The organism is Croceimicrobium hydrocarbonivorans (genome assembly GCF_014524565.1).
GTDB classification, from domain to species: domain Bacteria; phylum Bacteroidota; class Bacteroidia; order Flavobacteriales; family Schleiferiaceae; genus Croceimicrobium; species Croceimicrobium hydrocarbonivorans.
The window spans coordinates 3,578,755-3,600,758 of sequence record NZ_CP060139.1 but is presented as its reverse complement, the minus strand read 5'-3'; the positions used below and the strand labels follow the sequence as shown (position 1 = coordinate 3,600,758).

Genomic DNA, 22,004 nt, shown 5'->3' with positions numbered 1-22,004 from the left:
GGATTTTCCTCCTAAATTACAAAGAATCCAAAGCTACCACCCACATGCCTCGCAGTTCGCCGGCTCCATAACCAATCGCCTTATCCTGAGGATATAAATTTTGAATTTTAGGGTAGAAATCAGCATCTAATTCCTTTCCCAAGCTTCCATGACATTGCAAACACATGGCATTGGTAGTAATAGGGAAATAGCCGCGACTGCCAAATTTTGTTTCTCGAAGTATTGGCCCTGCTTCCTGACCTTCAGCGATTAGTGCCGCATATTCTGCCAGGATGCTCAATTCTAAAGAATCCGCCTGGTTTGATGGATTACGGGCCTTATCACTTACTCGGCGTATTTTATGATGCAAGTGCTGCGACATGCTATCCGTGAGGATCAAAGCTCTTTCATTACAAAAGGGCAAGGCATGCTCCTTCCCTCCTTCCTTTAGGGCTCCCATTAGGTTTTTACCCAAAACCTTTTTGGTGCTCAAGGCTAATTCCTTTACCCGAGCGCCTCGGCCTTTTCCACCACCTTCATGCTGAGGATGCGGCTGTTCTACGCTGAACAAATATTCGGTGATGGCTTTAAGCTGTTCCTCCTCCACATAAATGGGAGGCATTAAGCCAAATTTCTCCACCGCTCCCAACATCAAGGCATGTTCCTCTTCCGGCTTAATTAAAAAGGATTGCATGGCCGCTTGAAAATCCGCTTGGGCGGGATACTCCTTCAAATAATGCTTGCGAATGGCAAAAAAGGGTGGTGCTAAGCGAGTACTTGAATTGGCCGCGGGTGAATGACAAGATTCACAATTGATGCGCATAAACTCGGCTGTGGCACTATGCTCTTCAGCAGCAGTACTTTCACTGGGCGCTGGACTTCCGGATTGACAAGCCATCAAAGTGCTGAGCACAATTCCCAGACTTATACTCTTTTTAAACATGGATGAGGATTTGCACAAAGATGCAATAGAAAGCCCAAGGAGAAGGTGGTAGAAGTTACATTCCTTTACTTTGTCTGCTCTTCCCTAAACCAATTTAAAAGCACGCGGTTTTCAAATTATGTACGATCTGATTATTGTTGGCGGCGGCCCTATTGGCATGGCCTGCGGAATTGCGGCACAAGAGGCCGGATTAAAGTATCTGATTATTGAGAAAGGTTATTTGGTAAACAGCCTGTACCACTATCCTCATAGCATGACCTTCTTTTCCACCGCCGATAAACTGGAAATTGGTGGCATTCCCTTTATTTCTCAAAACAGCAAACCTACGCGCTCCGAAGCCTTGGAGTATTACCGTCGGGTTTGCATGAAGCATCAACTTCATATTCATCTGCAAGAGCGATTGATAGATGTGCAATCTTCCGAAGCAGGATTCAGTATTACAACGGATAAAGATGCTTACCAAAGTCAATATCTGATTTTAGCCACCGGTTTTTACGATTTGGTGAATCCCCTCAATATTCCAGGTGAGGAATTACCCAAGGTGGCGCATTACTATAAAGATCCACATCCCTACTTTGGTCTGCGGGTAGCGGTGGTGGGAGCCGCTAACTCCGCAGTAGATGCTGCTTTGGAGCTGTATCGCAAAGGTGCCAAGGAAGTGAGCATGATCATCCGCGAAAGTGAAATCTCACCCCGGGTTAAATATTGGGTGCGCCCAGATGTAATTAACCGCATTGAAGAAGGCTCCATCAAGGCTTATTTCGAAGCGGAATTAAGTGCGATTCACGATGACCATATTGTATTTGAGCATCAAGGTCAAAGCAAAGAGATTGCCAATGATGCGGTACTGGCGCTTACTGGCTATCGCCCCGACTTCAAAATGCTGGAAAATATTGGCTTGGAATTCTCGGAGGAAGCCAGTCATAAACCGCTGTACGATGAAGATACAATGGAAAGCTCTGTTTCGAATCTCTTCCTGGCGGGGGTTATCTGCGGGGGCTTAGAAACCAATAAATGGTTTATCGAAAACTCGAGGGTGCATGCGGATAAGATCATCGGGGAGTTGAAGAGACGCATGAAGGGCTAGGTTTTTAACCGCTCGCTGCGCTAAAGGTGCAAAGGAGCTAAGGTTCGCAAAGACTGTGTGGTAGAGGATTGCTTCAACACAGAGGTAGAGAGGACTCAGAGCTCACGGAGAATGATTGCTTCAACACAGAGGCACGGAGGATTGGAGCCCACTGAGCTAAGAGATAAGTTCTCTTGGAAGCCCAATCCCACCAACTACTAATTACAAACTACATACTACCAGCCTACAGCTACCTGCTACCAACTACTACTTTGATCAAATCTACCGTCTATAGTCTATCTACTATCGTCTCAAACCAACTACAAACGACCAACTACCAACTACAAATAACTAGTTAGATAAAAAAAGCTCCTATGCTTGGATTGCTTCAACACAGAGGCAGAGAGGACACAGAGCTCACGGAGCTAAAAGATTAGTTCTCTTGAAAGCCTGATCCCACAAACGACCAACTACCAACTACATACTACCAGCGACCAAAACCTAATCCAGTTACTTCCTCCGAACTCCCCCTTCCTCAATCACAACCAGCTCCTTGCGATACAGGGTGCCAATTGCTTTTTTGAAGGTCTTCTTACTCATGCCAAATTCAGCTTGAATAGCTTGGGGGTCCGATTTATCATGGAAGGGCAAGAAACCACCAGCAGCTTCTAATTTTTCAAGAATGGCCTTGGCGCTCGGCTCTACATGATCCATGCCTTCGGGTTGAAGGATCAGATCCACCTTGCCATCTTCTCGCAACTTGCGGATATAGGCCTTTACTTTTTGGCCGGGTTTAAGAGGCGTAAAGATCTCATTATCATAGATCATCCCGTGAAAACGATCGCCAAAGGTTAGCAAATAACCCAGTCGTTCCTTCTGTAAGATGGTAGCTTGCACCCCATCTTGCTCATTAAGGTGATCGATCTGATGGTTAAAATGGCGCTCCAATCGAGCGGAAGCGGTAATACGCTCACTCAGGGTATCTACATATAGGAATACACCCACATAGTCGCCCACCTTCAATTCGTGGCGCACTTCTTTTTTAGGGAGTAATACTTGTTTGTCTAAACCCCAATCGAGGAAATAACCAAAGGGAGCCACATCCATTACTTGCAAACTGGCAATCTCCCCTACCTGGGCGGTGGGTTGCTCCAAGGTAGCGATAAGTCGTTCCTGAGAATCGCGGTACACAAAGGCTTCCAGCTGGGTTCCCAATTCTGGCTTTTTAGGCAAGCGACTGTTGGGTAATAGCACTTCATTGCCTTCCTCATCCACTAAATACAGGCCTTGAGGAGCAAAACGGTCGGCCTTTAATTGATTGATTTTTCCTAATTCCATTACGACATCACCTGAGCCATCACATGGTAACGAGGGTCATCAATATTCTCTTCAATTACCGCCTCCAATTTAGGAGAGGCTTTAATCATCAATTGCTGACATTCGGTACTCAGGTGACGAATTTTTATTTCCTTACCTAAACTTTGGTACTTCTCTACTAAGGTAAACAATGCTTCCAAGGCAGAGTGATCTGATACCCGAGATTCCATAAAGTCCAAAACCACCTTATCGGGATCTCCAGCCGGATCGAACTTCGCCTTAAAGGCGCTAATACTTCCAAAAAACAAAGGCCCCCAAATTTCATACACCTTGGTGCCATCGGCTTCCACATGCTTGCGAGCACGAATTCGTTTGGCATTCTCCCAGGAGAAAACCAGAGCGCTTAAAATAATTCCGGCCAATACGGCCACCGCCAAATTGAAGATTACCGTTAAAGCCGAAACTGCGATTAATACAATCGCATCGCTCAGTGGAATCTTAAATAATATTCTGAAGCTGCTCCAGGCGAAGGTGCCGATCACCACCATAAACATTACTCCTACCAAGGCAGCAATGGGAACTAGTTCTATCAGTGGAGAGGCAAAAAGAATAAAGGCCAATAAGGTTAAGGCCGCTACGATGCCAGAAATGCGGGTTCTTCCGCCGCCTTTGATATTGATAATAGACTGACCGATCATGGCACAGCCTCCCATACCACCGAATAATCCAGTTACAATATTGGCACCTCCCTGGGCTAAGCATTCCCGATTGGAACTACCGCGGGTTTCGGTTAGCTCGTCGATCAAATTGAGGGTCATTAAGGATTCAATCAATCCAATCGCCGCTAGAACTAAGGCATAGGGAAAGATAAATTGCAAGGTTTCCCAATTAAAGGGAATAGTGGTAAAAATTTCGGATTGGAATTCGGGTAAGCCACCTTTCAGACCATCACCACCCCCATCGCGAATAAAACTACCTACCGTGGCTACATCCAGACCACCGAAAATCACCAAGGCCGAAACCGCTAAAATTGCGATCAAGCCTGCGGGTACCTTTTTACTTAATCTTGGCAGGAAATACATGATCGCCATGGTCAATACCACTAGGCCAATCATTAAATACAGCTCATAACCCTGCAACCAAACATTTTCGCCGGCTATTCGATGGGTGAACATCTCTAATTGACTTTTGAAAATTACAATGGCCAGTCCGTTTACAAAACCCATCATTACCGGATGGGGAATTAGGCGCACAAATTTGCCAAGCTTTAAAGCTCCCACCAACATTTGGATGAGGCCCATTAAAATGACGGTGGCAAAGAGGTAGTACAATCCTGCATTGGAACCTTCGCCACCCATGGCATTTCCTTCAGCCACCAGATGCACCATTACCACTGCCAAAGCGCCGGTAGCTCCGGAAATCATCCCGGGACGACCACCAAAAATAGAGGTGATTAATCCGATCATGAAAGCGGCATAAAGTCCTACCAGCGGGGGAACTCCCGCCACAAAGGCAAAGGCCACTGCCTCGGGCACCAGGGCCAGGGCAACGGTTAATCCGCTAAAAACATCGTTCTGTAAATTGGCTTTCTGCTTGGCTATAAATTCGCGCATGGAGCTTTTGTATAAAAGGCGGCAAAAGTACGAGTATTCCTTAAGTTAATAGCTTGTTTAGCTTATTCCTATCTTAAATTTCCTTGGGATATGCAGTACCTTCGCCACCAATGTCACAGCCCGACTCTAAAGTTTATACTTTACTGGCACTCAGTCAGTCGATCCGAAACCTTATTCAAGAGAAAATCGGAAACCGGCTTTTTGGGCTCAAGGCCGAAATCGCCCAAATAAAGCAAGCCGCCAGCGGACATTGGTATTTAGAGCTGGTGCAAGAGCGCGATGGCAACCGTTTGGCTTCTATACAGGCGGTAATTTGGGCTTTAGACTATGAGCAAATCTTGGCCAAGCATGGTCCGGAGGTTAGCCAACTATTAAAGGCCGGCCAGGAATTGGTGATGCAGGTGCAGGTAGATTATCATCCTGTCTACGGCCTCAAACTTTTGATTAAGGATTTGGATCTCAGCTTTATGCTGGGGGAATTGGAAAAACGCAAACGCCAGACTCTGGAGCGATTGAAGGCTGAAGGCCTGCTCGACCAACAAAAAAAGCTGAGTCCTAAAATGGTTTTCCAAAATATTGCCGTGCTTAGTTCGGCCGAAGCGGCAGCCTATCAAGACTTTGTTCAGCATTTAAAGGAAAATGAATTTGGCTATCGCTTGCAAACTGACCTCTACCCGGTTCCGGTGCAAGGAAGCGGAGCCGCCAGCCAGATAAGCGCTCGCCTTAAACAGATTCCTTATGAGAATTATGATCTTATAGTGCTGATTCGTGGTGGTGGCTCAAAACTGGATTTAGATGCTTTTAATGATGAAGAACTCTGTAGAACAGTAGCCGAAATCCCGATTCCGGTGCATACGGGAATTGGCCATGAAAGCGACTGGACCGTTATTGACCTCACCGCCCAAAAAGCGCATAAAACCCCGACGGCCCTAGCGGATTATCTTTTGGATAAAATGGCGGCTTTTGAAGGGGATCTACAACAATTGGCCGAACTGCTGCAACATAAATGCAAGGACCTGATCAAATTAGAAGATCAAATCCTCCTCTCCTTTCGGGAGAAATTGCAACTCTTACCCTTGAGTCAAATTCGTCGACAAAGGGGTGAAATTCACTTAAGTGGTGGAGCGCTGGTTCGCCTAAGTGCGCAAGGTCTTCGTGAAAATGAAAGAATCCTGGAGCGATTTCAGAGTCAGCTAAAGGAGCAAGCTCCAGCCTTGATTCGCCGGCAACGGGAGAAATTGCAGGATCTTAATCTTCGTTTAAGTCGCGATGGAGAGCAGCAATTACTGCGCATTCAAAAAGATCTATTGAACCTTTCCGAACGCCTCGATCTCTTGAGACCGGAACGTACTTTAGAACGGGGATATTCCATCACCCGAAAGGGCACAAAAAGCCTAAAAACCGTGGAGGGCTTGGCAGAGGGTGATCTACTCCAAACCCAATTGCAGGATGGGCAATTGGAATCTAAAATTGTAAAAATTCTGAAAAATGAGTGAAGCTCAAGAACTCAATTACGAATCGGCCTTTGAAGAATTGCAAAGGATTATGTCGGCCTTGCAAAATGAGGAAATCTCCGTTGACAGCTTAAGCGAAAAGGTGAAGCGTGCCTCAGAGCTGCTTAAATTCTGTCATGATAAATTAAGAGACACTGAAAAAGAGGTCGGAACCGTAATCAAAGACCTCGGTCTTTAATATAGTCGTATAGACAGCGTCAATCAAGATTGCAGAGCCTTCGGACTTATGTAATTTTGCGCCACAATTAAGAAGCATGGAAAGACCGGTAGTATATTATGTGTTTGATGTTCTTTGTTCATGGTGCTATGGATTTAGCGAAACCATGCATCAATTTCATGAAGATCATAAAGACAGTATCGACTTCCGCATTATGAGCGGCGGTATGGTATTAGGCGAACGTGAAGGAGCTATAGGTGATTTACCGGATGCCGTTAAGGAGGGTTTTAAGCGCGTGGAAGAAATGAGCGGTAGACCTTTTAGTGCTGCATTCTATGAAATGCTGGATAAAGGGGAAGCGCAATTGAGCTCTTTACCCGGTGCCCTGGCTTTGGCCACCCTGCGCACTTATCAGCCGGATAATGCCATGGCCTTTGCCAAGCGTATGCAAGAAGCCTTTTATCAAGAAGGTCTCCCTCCTGCTCAAGCTGCTACTTATGGCCACTGCGCCGAAGACTTTGGAATGAACAGCGAAGACTTTATGAAACTAATGGTCGACAAAGAACGACTGGAATTGGTTCAAAAAGAATTTGAGGTAGTAAAACAATGGGGCATCACCGGTTTCCCAACCGTAGTGTATCAAGATAAAGACAAAGCCTATTTATTAGCGCGTGGATATGTTTCGCGCGAGCAATTGGATGAAAACCTGAAAAAGATTCAGGAATTAGTTTAAATGCTTTCGGAATAAGCTTCCTTAATCCAGCTTTTTAATTCATCATCTATTTCTTCGGGCGACTCGATAATTACCCGATGCGTACACATGGTACCAAAAGGTCCGGAGGCACCTAATCTAGAGCCCGTTTCCCGATCCTTAAACTTAAAGCCCAGGTCAATCCGGCTTTTGGTCGCAGGCTTAATCAATAGGAACTGTCGTTTGCGGATTATACTTACACTACCTTTCTTCGGAGCTATTTTCACATCAGCTCCCAAGCTTGGAAGGAATTGCATAATGGCCTCATAAATAGGCATTAAGTTTTCCTTCCCTTGATATTGCAGAGCCACTAAATCTTCTTCCTCTTCAGAATCCTGACGATACAGGCTAACAATAGTATTGGCAAATCCATGACTAACACCATGCTCCGATTTTAAAAGCTTGAGCATTTCGCCATGTTTCGACAAATTGGCCTGAGCGAGAATGGCCTTCCACTCCTCTAAAGACTTACCAGTTTTCTCTGGCATATTAGCAATCATACTTTGTAAAGCCTGATCCATAAAAAAGAATTTATTGTTCTGAACTTATTTCTTGCGCTCCGAAAAATAGGCTTGCATAGGTTTAAAGTAAAACTCTTGCCAACCTTGCAGATACTGGGTTTGCCCTTCAGGAATATGGGTATGGAGTAAATGGAGTTCAGTGCCCCCTTCAACCGATTTAAAGTACAATTCGACCCGCGAATCTTCATCCTCCGGATAAAAATCGGTGGTTCGCCAGCTTTGTACAATTTTGCGATAGGGTACTATTTCCAAATTTCGACCGCGGATATAATCTTCCCAGGCTCGAAACTCGAAACCGGGCTCATCACTGGCCGTAGCTGGAGAACCGGTCATGGCAGTATGCCTGGGTCCATCCAACCAGGAGTCGAACAATTCTTCCACCCCAACCGGAAAAATCATTCGGAGTTCAACACTTTCTTTCATCCCTTTGTAATTACCACTACAAGATACTCAAAATCAAATCTTAGCTCTCTGGGATGAATAAAATAATCTGATTAAAATTAGCGGAGTCCAAATGCCCCATCCACTGTTGGTCCTTGGATAAAAGGTGCATATGCAAATGCGAATCATGATGGGTGAATACCCCTTGATGCTCTTGGGAATAGAAGCCCAGGATATCTGCATTGATATTCTCAAGTTGATAATTAGTCTGCCCAGCATGAGCTTCTTCGGGTGAAGATACCTTGGAGCCCGGCTTGAGATTTTGTAGGTGAATATCAGCGTAAGAAAGTCGGCCTTCTAAGCGAAAGGCATAGGGCTGACCAGAATAATAAGCTTGCTCATCCAGGAATTTCTCCAGAGAATGGATATCCTTTATATAGGTTGGCAGCTCAATTTTTTGCCAGTTTTTGATACGAGAGCCTACAAAGAAAGGAGCACCGGATCGAGGGTCTTCAGATACCTGCATGCTATCGGCACTAATAAAGCGAGATACCCAAACTTTGCCGTTCCAAATCATTAATTCTCCGGCTAATCCTTCCAGGGGGCCCAGGCCATAATAGTCATCCAGATTAAGGCTATCAAAACGAATTTTGGCCTCCAGCTCTCCCTTCCACATTACTTTACGCATGGCCGCTGTAATGTCTAATGCTGGTGCAATGGATGAATCTTCTTCTTTTTCAATGGCCTTTTCCTTTGATTCCGAGCTGCTATTCGAATTTTGACAAGCTCCCAATTGAAAGAGTATTAAGAGTAGTAAAGTTGACTTAGAAATAAGCTGAAAAAGTTGGATTGGCATTAATTCCATGGGCTCTGACTTTCCATTAACTGTAGATAATATTCTTGATGTCGACTGAGGTAAATGCTTATCAATCGAAAGAACTGATCCTTATCTTCGATTTTCAGCATATCCAGTTTTACTTCTTGTTTCTTTTCCTGTTCTCCTTGATGAAAATGCAATATCAAGAGCCCATCATGAACATCCATCGCTACCTCTTGCATTTGCTCCCAAGCTATATAAACTTGTTTCGGATAATTGAGGTCGAGGCCGCTTTCGCTCAATTTTAAAGCATAGGCATCACTGCGAATTAGTTTGAAAATCTGGGGCTTATGGCCAATTACTAAAATCAGAACCAGAATTAGTATTCCAAAAATGTAATTAGCCTGGATTAGGTAATAAATGGTTAAGCCTAGAAAGAGCATTTTTAAAGCTAGCTCCAGGATCAAGTCATTTTTCTTTAGGGCGAATTCCATTTGCCAGGGCGACTCCAAATCCAGCTTTGTTAGACCACCTCTTCCAAATGCTGTAAAAATTCGTTGATTTCGGATATCACCTCCGCTTCCCCAAAACTGCGTTTTTCAGAAGCTTCTCCTGCTTCAAACTGAGGATAAATTAGATAGGCACGCTCCGCACTATCCTTTAGGAGTAACCAGTGTTCTTGATCCACCCAGGAAAATGCTTTGAGACGCCACCAGGTAATCATTCGGGCCCAATACAGCTTGGCAAGCAGGTATCCCAAACTTAGGTTCGAAAGGGCTAAAACTAGCTTCCAGTTCCAGTCTAAGTTTGCCTTTAGGAAAAATGGAAAACCCCCGAAAATAAAAATGAGGATAGGGAGATTTATGCAAAGCTGTCCTAGCACCAAGGCCTTAAGTATGCCGGTGCGGTAAAGTTTAGCCCAAGCTTTAAATTCAGACATTAGGATTTGCCTTGCTTCATATAGGCATTAAAGCTTTCCGACTCTCCTTTGGGGATGGATAAGCTTTGCCAGTCGGCCCCTTTAATCATCCGACCGATGTACTGAATCTGCCCAATATGGGAAGCATAATGCCCTAATTGCCGATGAAAGGCTTCGATGATGCTATGGGCCTCCGAACGGATGTAAATGGTCTGCTGAAAATTGCTTTCGTTCACCGCATCCAAGGCCTCGAATAAGCAGGTCCAACCTTGGTTCCAGCGTTCTTCTAGCTCCGCTCTACTTTTAATTTTATCCTCAAACTCTTGATCGCGATGTCGCCATTCTTTCTCGCCATCGCTGTTTAGAAAATCTGTCCAACGCGATAGCATATTCCCAGCCAAGTGATTCACGATTATGGCGATGGAATTGCTCTCATCATTAAAATGCCAAAACAAATCTTCATCCCTTAATTGGGCAAAGGTCTTTTCTCCCAAGGATTTATAGCGTTCAAACTCCTTTCTTAAGCTCTCGATATAAGCAGAAACCATGGCTTAGGATTTTGAAGATGCTGGGATATAGCCTCCTAAAAGATCTAAAACCTGGCCTCCTTGCGGGGCTCCATCCAATAGGGGCATGGCCTGACTGATTAAAGCCAGCACTTCTGGCATTTGTAAAGAAGCCTGATGATCGGCTTTAGAATCCCAAATTTCAGTAACCCAAACTTCATTGCCTCCTTCAGCAGCTTGAGATACTGCATAAAGGCGACAGGCTTTTAGGGCCCCTACTAGTTCTGAGGCTTGAATAAGGGTTTTTGCTAATTCTTGCGCTTTGGAATCTTGAGCTCGCAAAGAGCCATGCAATACAAATTGGGACATATTTCTTAAAAAATCTCGGCCATCATGCAACGGGCGCTCCCCCCTCCCACCTTCTCGATGGTATTGATGCTAACCGGAATGAGTTCAACATACTTTTCCAGTTGCCTGATTTGTGAAGAATCAAAAGCCTTTAAGGCAGTTTCGGAAACTACCAGGAAAGCCCGACCTTCTTCACTGCGCACTTCCAGCATATTGCCGCAATAATTCTGCACCTGCTCAGGACTAATCAATATTAAGTCCTTTCCACTTTGCTGCAAAGTTTTAAGCACAGAATTTCGTTCTTCTTCATCCGATATCGCCTCTGCACAAATCACGGCAAAGTCGGTTCCCAAAGTTAGAATCACATTGGTATGATAAATTTCCTGCCCCTTAAAATCGAGGGTATGAAAAGCATGGAGCTCATATTCCAAGTGATCGCAAAAGTCCTTTAATGCACTCATATGCGTACGAGGCGATAAGGCCGCATAAGCTATATGGTGAATGCGATCCAAAACCAAGCTGCCGGTTCCTTCGAGGAATTCTCCGCGGCTTTCCGACTCACTTAAATCCAAAATGGTTTTAACCTGAAAACCACATTTTAAGGTGCGTACCAAAACGGGACGTCTCTCCCAGCGGCGATTGCGAGCCTTCATGGGATGCAAAACCATCACGCCCCTGCCGTGAAAAGAAACCCAATTATTGGGGAAAATGGCATCGGGTTTTATAGGCAAATCCGTATCATCTGCTACCAAAATCTTTACTCCTTTAGAACGTAACTTTTCCACCATGGCATCAAATTCGGCCAAAGCTCGATTTTGAATGGCGGATGCTTCTTCTCCTGAGTTTTCTTGAAAACTATTGCTGTCTGCCGTTTCAGAATTGAATCCAAAACGAGCCGGACGGATCATTAGAATTTGGGAGGTGCTTTGTTGGGCACTCAACTTATTTCCAAACCCATCTTGGGCCTGATTAAAATTGAAATGCATGGTTGGTGAATTTTGGGGCTAGCTCAAGGTACGGAATTTATATTAACTCTAGCTACTGATAATCACCATTTGAACTAATAGCCAGCTGCATATGAGCTAAATGATGGCGACAATGCCAGGCGTAGCCTCCAATGGTTCCGGCTAAAGTGCGCAACTCATCATGATCCGGATGTTTATACTTTCTCTGGAGCTCCTCATCAGTTAAAGAGCGCATTAAATCAACCCAGCGTGCATGGAGCGCCACTAAAAAATTGAGACTTAAAGTCAGATCAGTATTGGTATAATCACTTTGTGCCGCCCAGCCATTTTGGTCGTATGCCTTAATGGTGGGACAGTCTTCACTTAAAGCCCATTTAAAGCGCACCAGACTGTTCAAATGACTGTCGGCCGTATGATGCACCAATTGGCGAATATTCCAGCCTCCAGGGCGATACGGCCACTCTCTTTGAGCTGCGGTACTTTCCTTTACAATCTTTAATACTGCTGCCGGAAAATCAGCGATGGTTTGAAGCCATTCTTGAATTTGCTCCTCAGAAACGCTTTCCGGCCAATCATATCCACCAACGGGATATTGTAATTGTTTCAGGTCTTTGTTTTCCATTCTTTATTTGAGAATTCTAATTTTTTCAAGCTGCTGGCTTTGGCCACTTTGTAATCGCAAGAGGTATAATCCTGCTTCCAATTCTTCCGTATCAATTGTACTCGCTTCCCCATTTAGGGCTTGGCTTAAGAGGATTTTTCCACCGAGGCTAATTACTTCCAGTTTACCTTCATGCATTCCGGGATGGGAAACCTGAATTGGACCCTGCGCCGGATTAGGATACACCTCAAAGCTTGTCCCACTCTGTTCGCTTAAACCAATACCCGCCAAAAATGTACAATCAGAAGTATCCACACATCCCCTATAATTGACAATTACCGCATAAGAGTGTGTAGGATCCGGAGGGCTTAGTAATTGGCTATTGGCACCATTTACCCAGGTATTGCCATTGCTGCAATCCACCCACTGATAAGTTCCATTCGTTTGCTGGCTAACCAAAATATTACTGTTGGCTGTTACGGCATTATTCACGGAGTTAACGGTGAGGTTTAGTTCAATTATCGAATCACAGCCATCGCTATTCTGAAGGGTATCCAAATAAATACCGGTGGAATCATAAAGGATCCCTCCTGCTCCTAGATAATCGGTACAGGTACTATCCACTATCTGAACAAAATCGGAAGCCGGATTGATGGGTGAACCCATTACCCAGTTAGACACCGATCCCGTTAAGGCAAAATTGCTAAGGTTGCCGGTATTCCCATTCCCACTTAAATCGGGAGCGGTATTCAGGTTGGCATTGCTGCCGCCGGCTTGTCCTTCATTCAATTGATAATAAGCTACCAAACCGGCAGGTGCGGTACAAAATTCAGCATTCATATTTGCGGCAATCTCCCCTTTAGTACGTACAACATTCCAAACCCTTACTTCATCAATGCTCCCCATAAAAGTCCGATCGGGGGTATTGCTCCAATTGCCGATGGTAAGGTTCTGTAAACCACTGGAGAAGCTCATGCTCATACTGGCAGAATCTACTTGAATTCCGTTTACATAAAGGCGAATCATGGAGCCATCATAAGTACCTGCTACATGCTGCCAGGTATTTAAGCTTAGGGTATTGGCTGCGGTGGTTAACTCATTCCAGCTGCCATTACCGAGATTGAAATTCAATTTTCCATTATCGCCACAGCGCAACATATAGCCGTAATCGGGCGAATTATTCTCCTTATTGATAATATTCCCTTGCCAGACTTGGCTGGTCCAGGCAGTGGGGAAAATCCAGGCTTCCAAACTAATGGCCGAACCTGATAATTGCACGCTGGCATCATTGCCACAGCTTAGGCGATCATCGGCCCCATCGAAATTGAGGGCATTTTGGGCATTAAGACTTAGGGAGCTGCAAAAAAGGACCAAGCTCAAAAGGGGGTATATGATTCGCATAAAGACTGATATTGTATGTATTACCTAGCAATGTATAAAAATAGATAGGCTCATTAACAAAAAACCCCGCACGAGGCGGGGCTAAATTATTAGAAGCTTATCCAGCTTTCTTTAAGGTTTCGGTTGATTCACTTTCAACCGCATCTTCCTTTACTTCCTTTTGATCATCGGGATGCACGGTCACCAAATCCATTTCATCTACTAAATAACTGGCTCCGCCAAGTTTGTCGATAATGAAAAGTACATAGCGTAAATCCACCATCACATTACGACAAATGCTAGGATCAAAATACATATCACTCATAACGCCATCCCAGGCGCGATCGAAGTTTAATCCGATTAATTCGCCGCGGGCATTTAATACCGGAGATCCGGAATTACCACCAGTAGTATGGTTGGTAGCAATAAAGCAAACTGGCATCTCTCCATCCTTGCCATAGCGACCATAATCCTTTTTCTCGTATAGATCGATAAGCTTTTGCGGCAAGTCGAACTCATAATCCCCCGGAATGTACTTTTCCATTACTCCGCTTAAATGAGTTTGAGATTGGTAGATCACCGCATCACGCGCTTCGTAAGACTTAACCTGGCCGTAGGCTACACGCAAGGTGGAGTTCGCATCCGGATAAAAAGGCTTTTTGGGAAATGCTCTTTGTAAGGCACGCACATAACGAGCTTGCAGGGCTTCAATCTTCAATTCAAACTCACGGTTCCGTGCATTCAATACCTGGAAATAATGATCATACATCTCCCAGCTCAATTCATAAAGATCATCATCAGCAATCTTCTTAGCCATTTTGGCGGGATCCTTTAAGAGCTTCTCACTGAAATCACTGGCGAAATAAGGCGCATCTTCAAACATTTCGGCAATCTCCTCTATCTGCTCATTCATATCCTTGCCTTGCAATTCGCGCACTTCTTCTCCGGGCTCAGTTTTAATGGCTTTCAAATACATGGGTAGGATGTTCTTGGCCACTTTTAAGTCCAGATCATAATCATAATCCTTCTTAAAGCCTTCCATGGCCTTGGCTAAACGTTCGGCTTCCGCTTTGAGTTCCTCCGTACGTCCTGCTTCTGCCAAGGACACTAATTTGCCATAGCCCAATACATGGCGGAAGGCTTCAATACCGAAATAACCTACTTCGATATAAGCGTAGCGCTCCATGTTTATTGGACGACGTTTGGTGTAGAGGTCTACCATTTCGGCTACTAAATGTTGCTCAGTCTGTAATTCAGGAATAGCCTTACAAGTTTGCTCAAATAGACGTTCCTCCTTGCGCAAGGCTTCAATAGCATGGGTTCTTTCGATGCCAAGGATTTCCCCCTTCCAACGTTTCCAGCTATTGCTGATACGAGCATATTTACTAGCATATCGCAAACGCGTAGCTTCGTCTTTACGCATCTTTTCATCCAGAATCATCAAGATCTTATCGCGCACGGCAATGCGGGCAGGATTATAATGCTCTACGGTATTCTGAACTTCTGCGGCTGGTAAATACTGTTGGGTACTACCAGGGAATCCATAAACCATCGTGAAATCGCCTTCTCTAACACCAGCAATATTCACTTTCAGGTGACGAGCAGGTTTAAAGGGTACATTATCGGCAGAATAGTCGGCCGGTTGATTATTAGAATCCGCATAAATACGGAAGATGGAAAAGTCTCCGGTATGACGAGGCCATACCCAGTTATCGGTATCCGCACCATATTTACCTACGCTGCTGGGAGGAGCTCCTACCAAGCGCACATCATTGTAAATGGTTTTACTGATCAATAAATATTGATTGCCAAAGAAGAAATCCTTCAACTCAAATTCAAGTTTTGGATAGGCTTCTTTCATTTTAGCTAATAGCGATTGACGATTGGACTGAATAATAGAATCGCGCTCGGCTTCTGCCATCTCGGTAGTTGTTCCTTCTAAGACATCATTACTTACATCCTTAATTTCTTTGATGATGGCAGCATACAATCCGCTATTGGGAAGTTCCTCTTCGCGAGAAGCGGCCCAAAAACCATCTTTTAGGTAATTATCTTCTAAGGTAGAATGACTTTGGATTTGGCTATAGCCACAGTGGTGATTGGTTAATAAGAGTCCTTGAGAGGAAATAAGTTCGCCGGTACAACCGCCATTAAAATGCACTACTGCATCTTTTAAAGAAGATTGATTTACCGAATAAATATCCTCAGCACTGATCTGCAAGCCCATCCTTTGCATTTCGGAATAATTGAGCTGGGCAATAAGATGAGGAAGCCACATGCCTTCCTTGGCTGTTAGAGAACCGCCAATGCTTAAGGCTATTAAGAAGAATAGAACTCTTTTCATTAAAAGTTGATTTTGCACAAAACTAAGAAGCAGCGCATAAAAAAAGACCGTCCCCAGAAGGAACGGTCTTCATTTTATTGCGGAAAATTCTGTTTAGAAGAACTTTTTACGACTGTCAACGATCTCAGCTTCGTTTTTCAATGACTCTACCACACGAGTAGCAGCGGCATTGGCCATTTCGGTTTCAACCCGGATACGCTCTGAATCGTAGTTGTTTAATTCGTTAGGCTTATTACGACTATTTACATAAACCACGTATACACCACGCTCACCTGCGATAGGTTGAGAAAGACTTCCGGGTGCCATTGCAGTAGCACTACCAATTACAGTTGGTTCAGTTCCATAGCTAGTTAGAGTAGCGGTTCCAAAGTTGATGCTTTGGTTTTGAACTGTTTTACTGAAGGCAGTAGCTAAAGAAGCGATATCAATATTGGCTCCCATTTTAGAGCTGATTTGCTCGCTTAATTGGGTAGCTTTCTTTTCATTAATTACTTCGGCTTTCACTTGATCTTCTACCAAATCCAATGGCAAGTAATCCTCAGGACGAATCTCAGTTAGCTGAGTTACCACATAAGAAGAGTTATCCTGGCTAAAGATCTGAATCGCTCCTAAGGGAGTCTCATCATTGTGAATCCATTTTACCATTTCACGGTTAGAACCGATACCTAAAATGCTTTCTTGCATAGGCTCAATTCCTGCCGCTGGACGTGCAGCATAGCCCATAGAAGCAGCTAAGGCAGCAAAGTCGCTAGTGTCATTTGCTTTAGCAGCAAAAACGGTAGCTAAGTTGTAAATACTATCGCGGGTAGCATCAGAAGGCTCAATCTCACGCACGATGTCGATTAATTTGATAGCCTTATTAGCACCTTTCTGATCCTGAATATGGATGATGTGTAAACCGAATTGGCTAATTACCATTCCGATATCTCCTACTTTATGGTAGAAAGAGTAGTCATTAAAAGCTGGTACCATTTGACCCGGCTTAAACCAACCTAATGCACCACCTTTTGCACCTGAACCAGGATCATCGCTATACTGCATGGCTAAGGCGCCAAACTGAGTAGAATCTTCTTTTACCAAGGCCAAAAGGCTATCGGCTAAGTTTTTAGCTTCCATTGGAGGACGAGTAGACTGAGAACGTCCTTGATTGGCTCCCTGATAAGAAATTAAGATATGACGCGCTTGAACACTATCAGGCTTATCAATAATTTTAGAAATCTTGGAAAGAAAAAAAGTTCCGTTTTGCTCGTAAGGACCGTAAACAAAGCCTACTTCCTCGTTGAAGAGAATGCTATCCAAAGGAGCAGAGAATTCCTTTTTAGTGCGGAAAATTGGATTTACCGGACGATCCGAACGACCTACCGCGAAAGTAGAATCATCTTTGGCAGTAGCAAAGCTCGGTAAAGTATCGGTCTTACCACGGTTGCTGATTACCTGAGATTGTTTGTAAGACTCTAAATCGGCACGTAATACATTACGGTCTTTTTGGGAAGCTTCAACCGGGAAGTTTACGAAGGCAATCTCGCGGCTGTTATCACTTTTAAAGTCTTCTTTATGTGATTTGTAATAAGCTTTCAAATCAGACTCGCTTACGCTGATATTGGAGTCTGCAATTGAGCTATACTCCAATCCAAAGAACTGAATTGAGGTAGCTTCATTGCGACGTTGATAATCCAACTCAGCTAAAGTAGAAGGCATGTAAATACCTTTACGTACGGCATTTAAATACTTGTCTTTGAGGATTTGCTCACGTGTTCCGTCCTCGAAACCAATCCACTGTTCGAAGGCTTTTTGAGCCTGTTCATCTGTATTGGTACGAATTTGATCGATATACTCCTTCAATTTTGCGGGAGAAAACTTTCCGGTAACTGGGTCACGGAAACCTTCCTGTTGCTGAATTTGAGGATTCTGGACGATGCGCTCCATCAATTCCTTGCTGGTAACCTCGATACCCAAATCCTCGAAATTATCCGTCAATAAATATTCTTCTTGATACTCCGTCCAAATCTGATTGGCTACTGCGGTACGAGAAAGATTGGCAGCTTGCTGCGGATTTTGGTTTTGCAGTAATTCAATACGCTTTTCGATACGGGCTGTAAATTCCCGGTAATCAACTTTTTTACCATCAATCTCTCCTACATTATTCGCATCATTGCGAAACATAGAATTGCCAGAGCTAAAAAGATCGGTAAGAATGAAAGCCAACATGGCCAGACCGATTACAATTAGCAATAAACCTGAACGTTGACGGATACGCTCTAATGTCGCCATTTATCTGAGTTTGGATTTTAAGGCTGCGAATATACAACTGTTGTTGAAAAAGCCTTTATATTTAAAACCATCAATTTAAATGGATTTTCATCCATTATCAAATCAACAGCATTTTTTGACCGTTCATCGAATAGATTCCCGAATTCCATTAGTCCTTGCCACATTTGTTCTGCATTCTAAACGAAGCCAAAATGGAAGCGCGAGAATTTAAAATAGACATCAATCAGCAAGAGCCTGTCCAGCTATCGCAAGAGGAGCAGCGCTTAAAAGCGATCAAAAAGATTCTGGTAGGGAATCAGATCGAGCGATTGGAAAACCGTTTCCGGGGATTGAGCCGCAGAGTAGAATCTACTAACGGCCATCTTGTAGCTACCGTTGATGACCTGAACAACGAGCTTCAAAAACTGAAAACCGAAATGCAGCAGCGCGGAAATAATTCTCAGCCAATTGGTGAAGAATTACAAAAGGGCATGCAAGAATTGCTGAATGCGAGAAAAGACTTTAATTTAGTCGATCCCGCAATTTGCAATCAATTGGAAGAACGAATCAATACCCTGGAAGAAGACCTCAAGGCCAGCAACCCTCTGCATGCCGAAAGCAAAGCGCAGATCAATGCCATGTCTGAGGACATCAAGATATTTAAAGATAAGCTGCAAGCTACCCAAGAGAAATTAAGTCGCTTGGATCGTGAGGCCCGTCCGGAAGATAAAGCTAAGGTTGATGCTCGTTTGAGCAGCCTCGAAGCTAAAATCAAATCATTGAACCCCAAGAGATTGGAGCAGAAACTGACTCAGCGTCAGGATGCATTTGAAGATGGCGTTCAAGATTTGGTGGAACGTTTAGCCGGTCGGGTAAATGAACGTTTCGACTTTGCCAGCAATAGCCGCAAAAAATTAGCGGATAACCAAGAACACTTGGCTCAAAAGCAAGTGGAATTGAAACAAGAGCAGGCAGAGCTTGGTAAACAGCAGAATCAATTACAAAGCCGCGTAAACAGCATCCAGGATATTCTGGAAAACGATATCATCAATTTCTTACAAAACAATCCTGGTGGCAGCGGTATTTCCGATAGCCAAGTGAAGCAACTGGCCAGCGATATGGAACGTAAGATTTACGAGAATAACATTCGCTTAGAGGCTAAGATGGATGCTTTGTTTGACATGACCCAACGTCAATTAGCCGCCAAACAAGCTCCTCAGGAAGACCCTAAGTTGCAAGCCATTAAAGGCACTTTGAAACAATTAAGTCAATTGTTAGATGAGTGAGAAACCCAATAGCCTGGAGATCCTAAAGGACCTGCTTCTTCGTGAAGAGCGCGCTCAGCAAGACGATTATGAGCGTGACTTGCAACGCCTAGAAGATGAAATAAAGGTTCGTGCGAAGTTGGAGCAAAATATGGAGCCTATCCTTATGGATTGGTTTATGCGCTTCCGTCGCGACTTCCCCAGAGAATTTGGACATCTTTTCTATAAAACCCTGGAAAGCGAAATCCAGGAAAACCCCGAAAGAATTAAAGCTGCTCTGCATCCGGTAATCGACGATATGATCGGTGAGCATTTTAATAATCGTTTCCGCTCCTGGCGGGATCGACTGGGCTTTGGGCGCATCAATAAACTCAAAGACCCCACCGAACTCTACCGAGAGAAAGTGGATTTGCCCGAAAGCGATCCCATCAAACAAGAAGAGAAACAAAAGCGCGAAGACAAAGTACAGATCAGCGATATCTTCGTTCTCGAAAATGACGCCCGTAACCTATTAGGAATGCGCAGTCGTTACAATGCGGTGGATGATCAGGAAGTAACTTCTCTGATGTTGGATACCATTAGACGTATGGTAGAAGATGCCGTATTACGTAAAGGTCAAGCTTTGGATTGGGTTGACTTCAATGGTTATAAGATCTATCTGATCACCTTTAAACGGATATCAGTAGCCACCACTGTTACCGGTCAACCTGAGCAAGATTATATGAATCAGCTGGAAGATCGAGTAATGGAATTCGCTAAAATGATGCTGCCTGAAATGCATCCCGGTGATTTCGATTTTAACTCTAAGCTTTGCATCCGCCTTTTAGCTGAATCTTTCCCAAAGGTTGGTAAGAGCTAATTCTGCTCTTCTGGAATTTCTGCAATCTTATGCTTTTTTGCCATCATTAAACTGACGGCCCCTCCTATTATAAAGGACACCACGAAGGCTGGTCCCATTACATCCAGTTCCCTAAAATAAGGTCCAATGCCATCCAATTCCTGAACGTAGAATTTAAAGAAGGGAACAGCCAAGAAGCCACTGATCATACAAGCCAAAGCCCCGCTCTGATTGAATTTCTTCCAAAAGAGGGCGTAGATAATCATCGGACAGAAAGTAGCGGCTATTCCCGACCAACCAAAAATCGTAAACCAAAAAACAGTTCTGCCGGGAACATTAATGGCCACCAACATCGCTACCGCTAAAGCTAATAAGGCCATGGCTAAGGTTATGTAGGACGACATCCGCGTAAGCTTATCATTGCCAATCTCTGGATGAAAAACCTTTTGATACAGATCCCGAACAATCGCGCTGGAGGCTACGACCAATAAGGAGTCGATGGTAGACATGATGGCACTGAGGATAATAGCGATATAAATAGCAATAATCACCGCCGGGAAAGTATCTTTTAATAGAACCATCAAGGTATCTTCTCCACTCATTCCTAGTGCGGCCTCGGGATCCATGCCTGTATCGGTAAACAATGCCCTGGCCAATAATCCAATACTTACAGCGGCGGCATCGCTAATCAGCGTAAACACAATCGCTACCCAGCGTCCTTTATTGATTTCAGCCGTGTTTTTCACCGAGATAAAGCGAGCGTATACCTGAGGAGAGCCGAGGAAACCCAAGCCAATAAAGGCAAAGCCCAGCATTTTGGCGGTTTGCATCCAGGGATCTTCATTGCCACCCCAAATATTTACCAAATTGGGATCAATGTTTTCCAAACGACTAAAGAGCTCCGCATGCTGATCCCAAGCAAAGTAAGCCACTACCGGCAAGGCTAATAAACCCACGAACATCAGGAGTCCTTGAAAGAAATCGGACCAAACCACCGCCAAGAAACCTCCAATGAATATATAGGCCACTACAATCAAGAAACCGATAATGGCACCAGTGAAGTAGTTCAGATTTAAAAAGGTTTCGAAGGCCTTTCCGGTGATATCGATCTGGGCGCTTACATAGATCACAACAAAGCTGGCCAGGCAAAGGGCTGCCACCATCCGTAGGGTATGGCCCTTGGCTTTGAAATGGCTCTCCAGAAAATCAGGAACGGTTAAAGAATCGTATTTATCGGTAAGCCTTTTAAAGGGCTTGGCCATGAAAAACCAGGAAACGGCAACACCCAGCACCTCTCCTACTACTACCCAATATGCAGAAACTCCGGCCAAGGCTCCCATGGCCGTTAAGCCAATTAGCAACCAGCCAGATTCACCCGTAGCGCGAGCAGAGAATGCTACCATCCAATAGCCTAAACTTTTGCCCCCTGCATAGTAATCGTCCATATTCTTGATTCGGCGAGATGCCGCAATGCCAATCCCAAAAAGAATGGCGAAATACAATCCGAGTACTATGAGGTTAATGAGCAT

Annotated in this window: 22 protein-coding genes; 6 read left to right on the top strand and 16 right to left on the bottom strand. The window is 44.3% G+C overall.

Annotated elements, in window-relative coordinates; all coding sequences use genetic code 11:
* Positions 1-16 precede the first annotated feature (16 nt).
* Positions 17-922 carry a Tll0287-like domain-containing protein gene (locus H4K34_RS16180; RefSeq protein WP_210758430.1) on the bottom strand — a complete coding sequence of 302 codons (906 nt, stop codon included), beginning with the start codon at positions 920-922 and terminating at the stop codon, positions 17-19.
* A gap of 118 nt (positions 923-1,040) precedes the next feature.
* Here H4K34_RS16180 and H4K34_RS16175 point away from each other — a divergent pair, with 118 nt between their 5' ends.
* Complete coding sequence (locus H4K34_RS16175; protein ID WP_210758429.1) at positions 1,041-2,009, top strand: YpdA family putative bacillithiol disulfide reductase; 969 nt, start codon at positions 1,041-1,043, stop codon at positions 2,007-2,009.
* A 489-nt stretch (positions 2,010-2,498) separates the two neighbouring features.
* Here H4K34_RS16175 and H4K34_RS16170 read toward each other — a convergent pair whose 3' ends face one another.
* Both H4K34_RS16170 and H4K34_RS16165 read right to left on the bottom strand, forming a co-directional pair.
* Positions 2,499-3,326, bottom strand: a complete 828-nt coding sequence (locus H4K34_RS16170) for a CvfB family protein (protein ID WP_210758428.1) — start codon at positions 3,324-3,326, stop codon at positions 2,499-2,501.
* Positions 3,326-4,918 carry a SulP family inorganic anion transporter gene (locus H4K34_RS16165; RefSeq protein WP_210758427.1) on the bottom strand — a complete coding sequence of 531 codons (1,593 nt, stop codon included), beginning with the start codon at positions 4,916-4,918 and terminating at the stop codon, positions 3,326-3,328. The genes H4K34_RS16170 and H4K34_RS16165 overlap by 1 nt, the downstream gene beginning before the upstream one ends.
* Positions 4,919-5,028: 110 nt before the next feature.
* Here H4K34_RS16165 and xseA point away from each other — a divergent pair, with 110 nt between their 5' ends.
* From xseA to H4K34_RS16150, 3 genes are all read left to right on the top strand, one after another.
* Positions 5,029-6,414 (top strand): exodeoxyribonuclease VII large subunit, encoded by a 1,386-nt coding sequence (xseA, locus tag H4K34_RS16160; RefSeq protein WP_210758426.1) that lies wholly within the window; start codon positions 5,029-5,031, stop codon positions 6,412-6,414.
* The gene (gene xseB, locus H4K34_RS16155) at positions 6,407-6,610 is read left to right on the top strand and encodes an exodeoxyribonuclease VII small subunit (protein WP_210758425.1); all 204 of its coding nucleotides are present in this window, start codon (positions 6,407-6,409) and stop codon (positions 6,608-6,610) included. Before xseA ends, xseB begins: the two co-directional genes overlap by 8 nt.
* Before the next feature lie 76 nt (positions 6,611-6,686).
* Positions 6,687-7,322 (top strand): DsbA family protein, encoded by a 636-nt coding sequence (locus H4K34_RS16150; protein ID WP_210758424.1) that lies wholly within the window; start codon positions 6,687-6,689, stop codon positions 7,320-7,322.
* Here the strand turns inward: H4K34_RS16150 and H4K34_RS16145 are convergent.
* The 12 genes from H4K34_RS16145 to H4K34_RS16090 all read right to left on the bottom strand — a co-directional run bounded on the left by H4K34_RS16145 (position 7,319) and on the right by H4K34_RS16090 (position 18,393).
* Positions 7,319-7,861 carry a DUF4287 domain-containing protein gene (locus tag H4K34_RS16145; RefSeq protein WP_210758423.1) on the bottom strand — a complete coding sequence of 181 codons (543 nt, stop codon included), beginning with the start codon at positions 7,859-7,861 and terminating at the stop codon, positions 7,319-7,321. The genes H4K34_RS16150 and H4K34_RS16145 overlap by 4 nt on opposite strands.
* A gap of 24 nt (positions 7,862-7,885) precedes the next feature.
* Positions 7,886-8,284, bottom strand: coding sequence for an SRPBCC domain-containing protein (locus H4K34_RS16140; protein ID WP_210758422.1), 399 nt, complete (start codon positions 8,282-8,284; stop codon positions 7,886-7,888).
* A gap of 40 nt (positions 8,285-8,324) precedes the next feature.
* Positions 8,325-9,107: an acetolactate decarboxylase gene (locus tag H4K34_RS16135; RefSeq protein ID WP_210758421.1), complete on the bottom strand. Its 783-nt coding sequence runs from the start codon at positions 9,105-9,107 to the stop codon at positions 8,325-8,327.
* On the bottom strand, positions 9,098-9,553 hold the full coding sequence (locus H4K34_RS16130; protein WP_210758420.1) for a hypothetical protein: 456 nt from the start codon (positions 9,551-9,553) through the stop codon (positions 9,098-9,100). The genes H4K34_RS16135 and H4K34_RS16130 overlap by 10 nt, the downstream gene beginning before the upstream one ends.
* A gap of 29 nt (positions 9,554-9,582) precedes the next feature.
* Complete coding sequence (locus H4K34_RS16125; RefSeq protein WP_210758419.1) at positions 9,583-9,999, bottom strand: hypothetical protein; 417 nt, start codon at positions 9,997-9,999, stop codon at positions 9,583-9,585.
* Positions 9,999-10,526: a DUF1572 family protein gene (locus tag H4K34_RS16120; RefSeq protein WP_210758418.1), complete on the bottom strand. Its 528-nt coding sequence runs from the start codon at positions 10,524-10,526 to the stop codon at positions 9,999-10,001. Before H4K34_RS16120 ends, H4K34_RS16125 begins: the two co-directional genes overlap by 1 nt.
* 3 nt (positions 10,527-10,529) lie before the next feature.
* The gene (locus tag H4K34_RS16115; protein WP_210758417.1) at positions 10,530-10,853 is read right to left on the bottom strand and encodes a putative quinol monooxygenase; all 324 of its coding nucleotides are present in this window, start codon (positions 10,851-10,853) and stop codon (positions 10,530-10,532) included.
* A 5-nt stretch (positions 10,854-10,858) separates the two neighbouring features.
* Entirely contained in the window at positions 10,859-11,818 is a 960-nt protein-coding gene (gene ctlX / locus H4K34_RS16110; RefSeq protein WP_210758416.1) for a citrulline utilization hydrolase CtlX, read from the bottom strand.
* A 52-nt stretch (positions 11,819-11,870) separates the two neighbouring features.
* Positions 11,871-12,419: a YfiT family bacillithiol transferase gene (locus tag H4K34_RS16105; protein WP_210758415.1), complete on the bottom strand. Its 549-nt coding sequence runs from the start codon at positions 12,417-12,419 to the stop codon at positions 11,871-11,873.
* Positions 12,420-12,422: 3 nt separating this feature from the next.
* A complete protein-coding gene (locus tag H4K34_RS16100) occupies positions 12,423-13,799 on the bottom strand; it encodes a LamG domain-containing protein (RefSeq protein WP_210758414.1) in 1,377 nt (458 codons plus the stop codon).
* 97 nt (positions 13,800-13,896) lie between these two features.
* The gene (locus H4K34_RS16095; protein WP_210758413.1) at positions 13,897-16,122 is read right to left on the bottom strand and encodes a S46 family peptidase; all 2,226 of its coding nucleotides are present in this window, start codon (positions 16,120-16,122) and stop codon (positions 13,897-13,899) included.
* A gap of 93 nt (positions 16,123-16,215) precedes the next feature.
* Complete coding sequence (locus H4K34_RS16090; RefSeq protein WP_210758412.1) at positions 16,216-18,393, bottom strand: peptidylprolyl isomerase; 2,178 nt, start codon at positions 18,391-18,393, stop codon at positions 16,216-16,218.
* A gap of 191 nt (positions 18,394-18,584) precedes the next feature.
* Here H4K34_RS16090 and H4K34_RS16085 point away from each other — a divergent pair, with 191 nt between their 5' ends.
* Together H4K34_RS16085 and H4K34_RS16080 are read left to right on the top strand one after the other, a co-directional pair.
* Positions 18,585-19,658 (top strand): coiled-coil domain-containing protein, encoded by a 1,074-nt coding sequence (locus H4K34_RS16085; RefSeq protein ID WP_210758411.1) that lies wholly within the window; start codon positions 18,585-18,587, stop codon positions 19,656-19,658.
* Positions 19,651-20,496 carry a hypothetical protein gene (locus tag H4K34_RS16080; protein WP_210758410.1) on the top strand — a complete coding sequence of 282 codons (846 nt, stop codon included), beginning with the start codon at positions 19,651-19,653 and terminating at the stop codon, positions 20,494-20,496. The genes H4K34_RS16085 and H4K34_RS16080 overlap by 8 nt, the downstream gene beginning before the upstream one ends.
* On the opposite strand, the gene H4K34_RS16075 is transcribed toward H4K34_RS16080, so the two are convergent.
* Positions 20,493-22,004, bottom strand: coding sequence for a sodium/proline symporter (locus H4K34_RS16075; protein WP_210758409.1), 1,512 nt, complete (start codon positions 22,002-22,004; stop codon positions 20,493-20,495). The two genes, H4K34_RS16080 and H4K34_RS16075, sit on opposite strands and share 4 nt — an antisense overlap.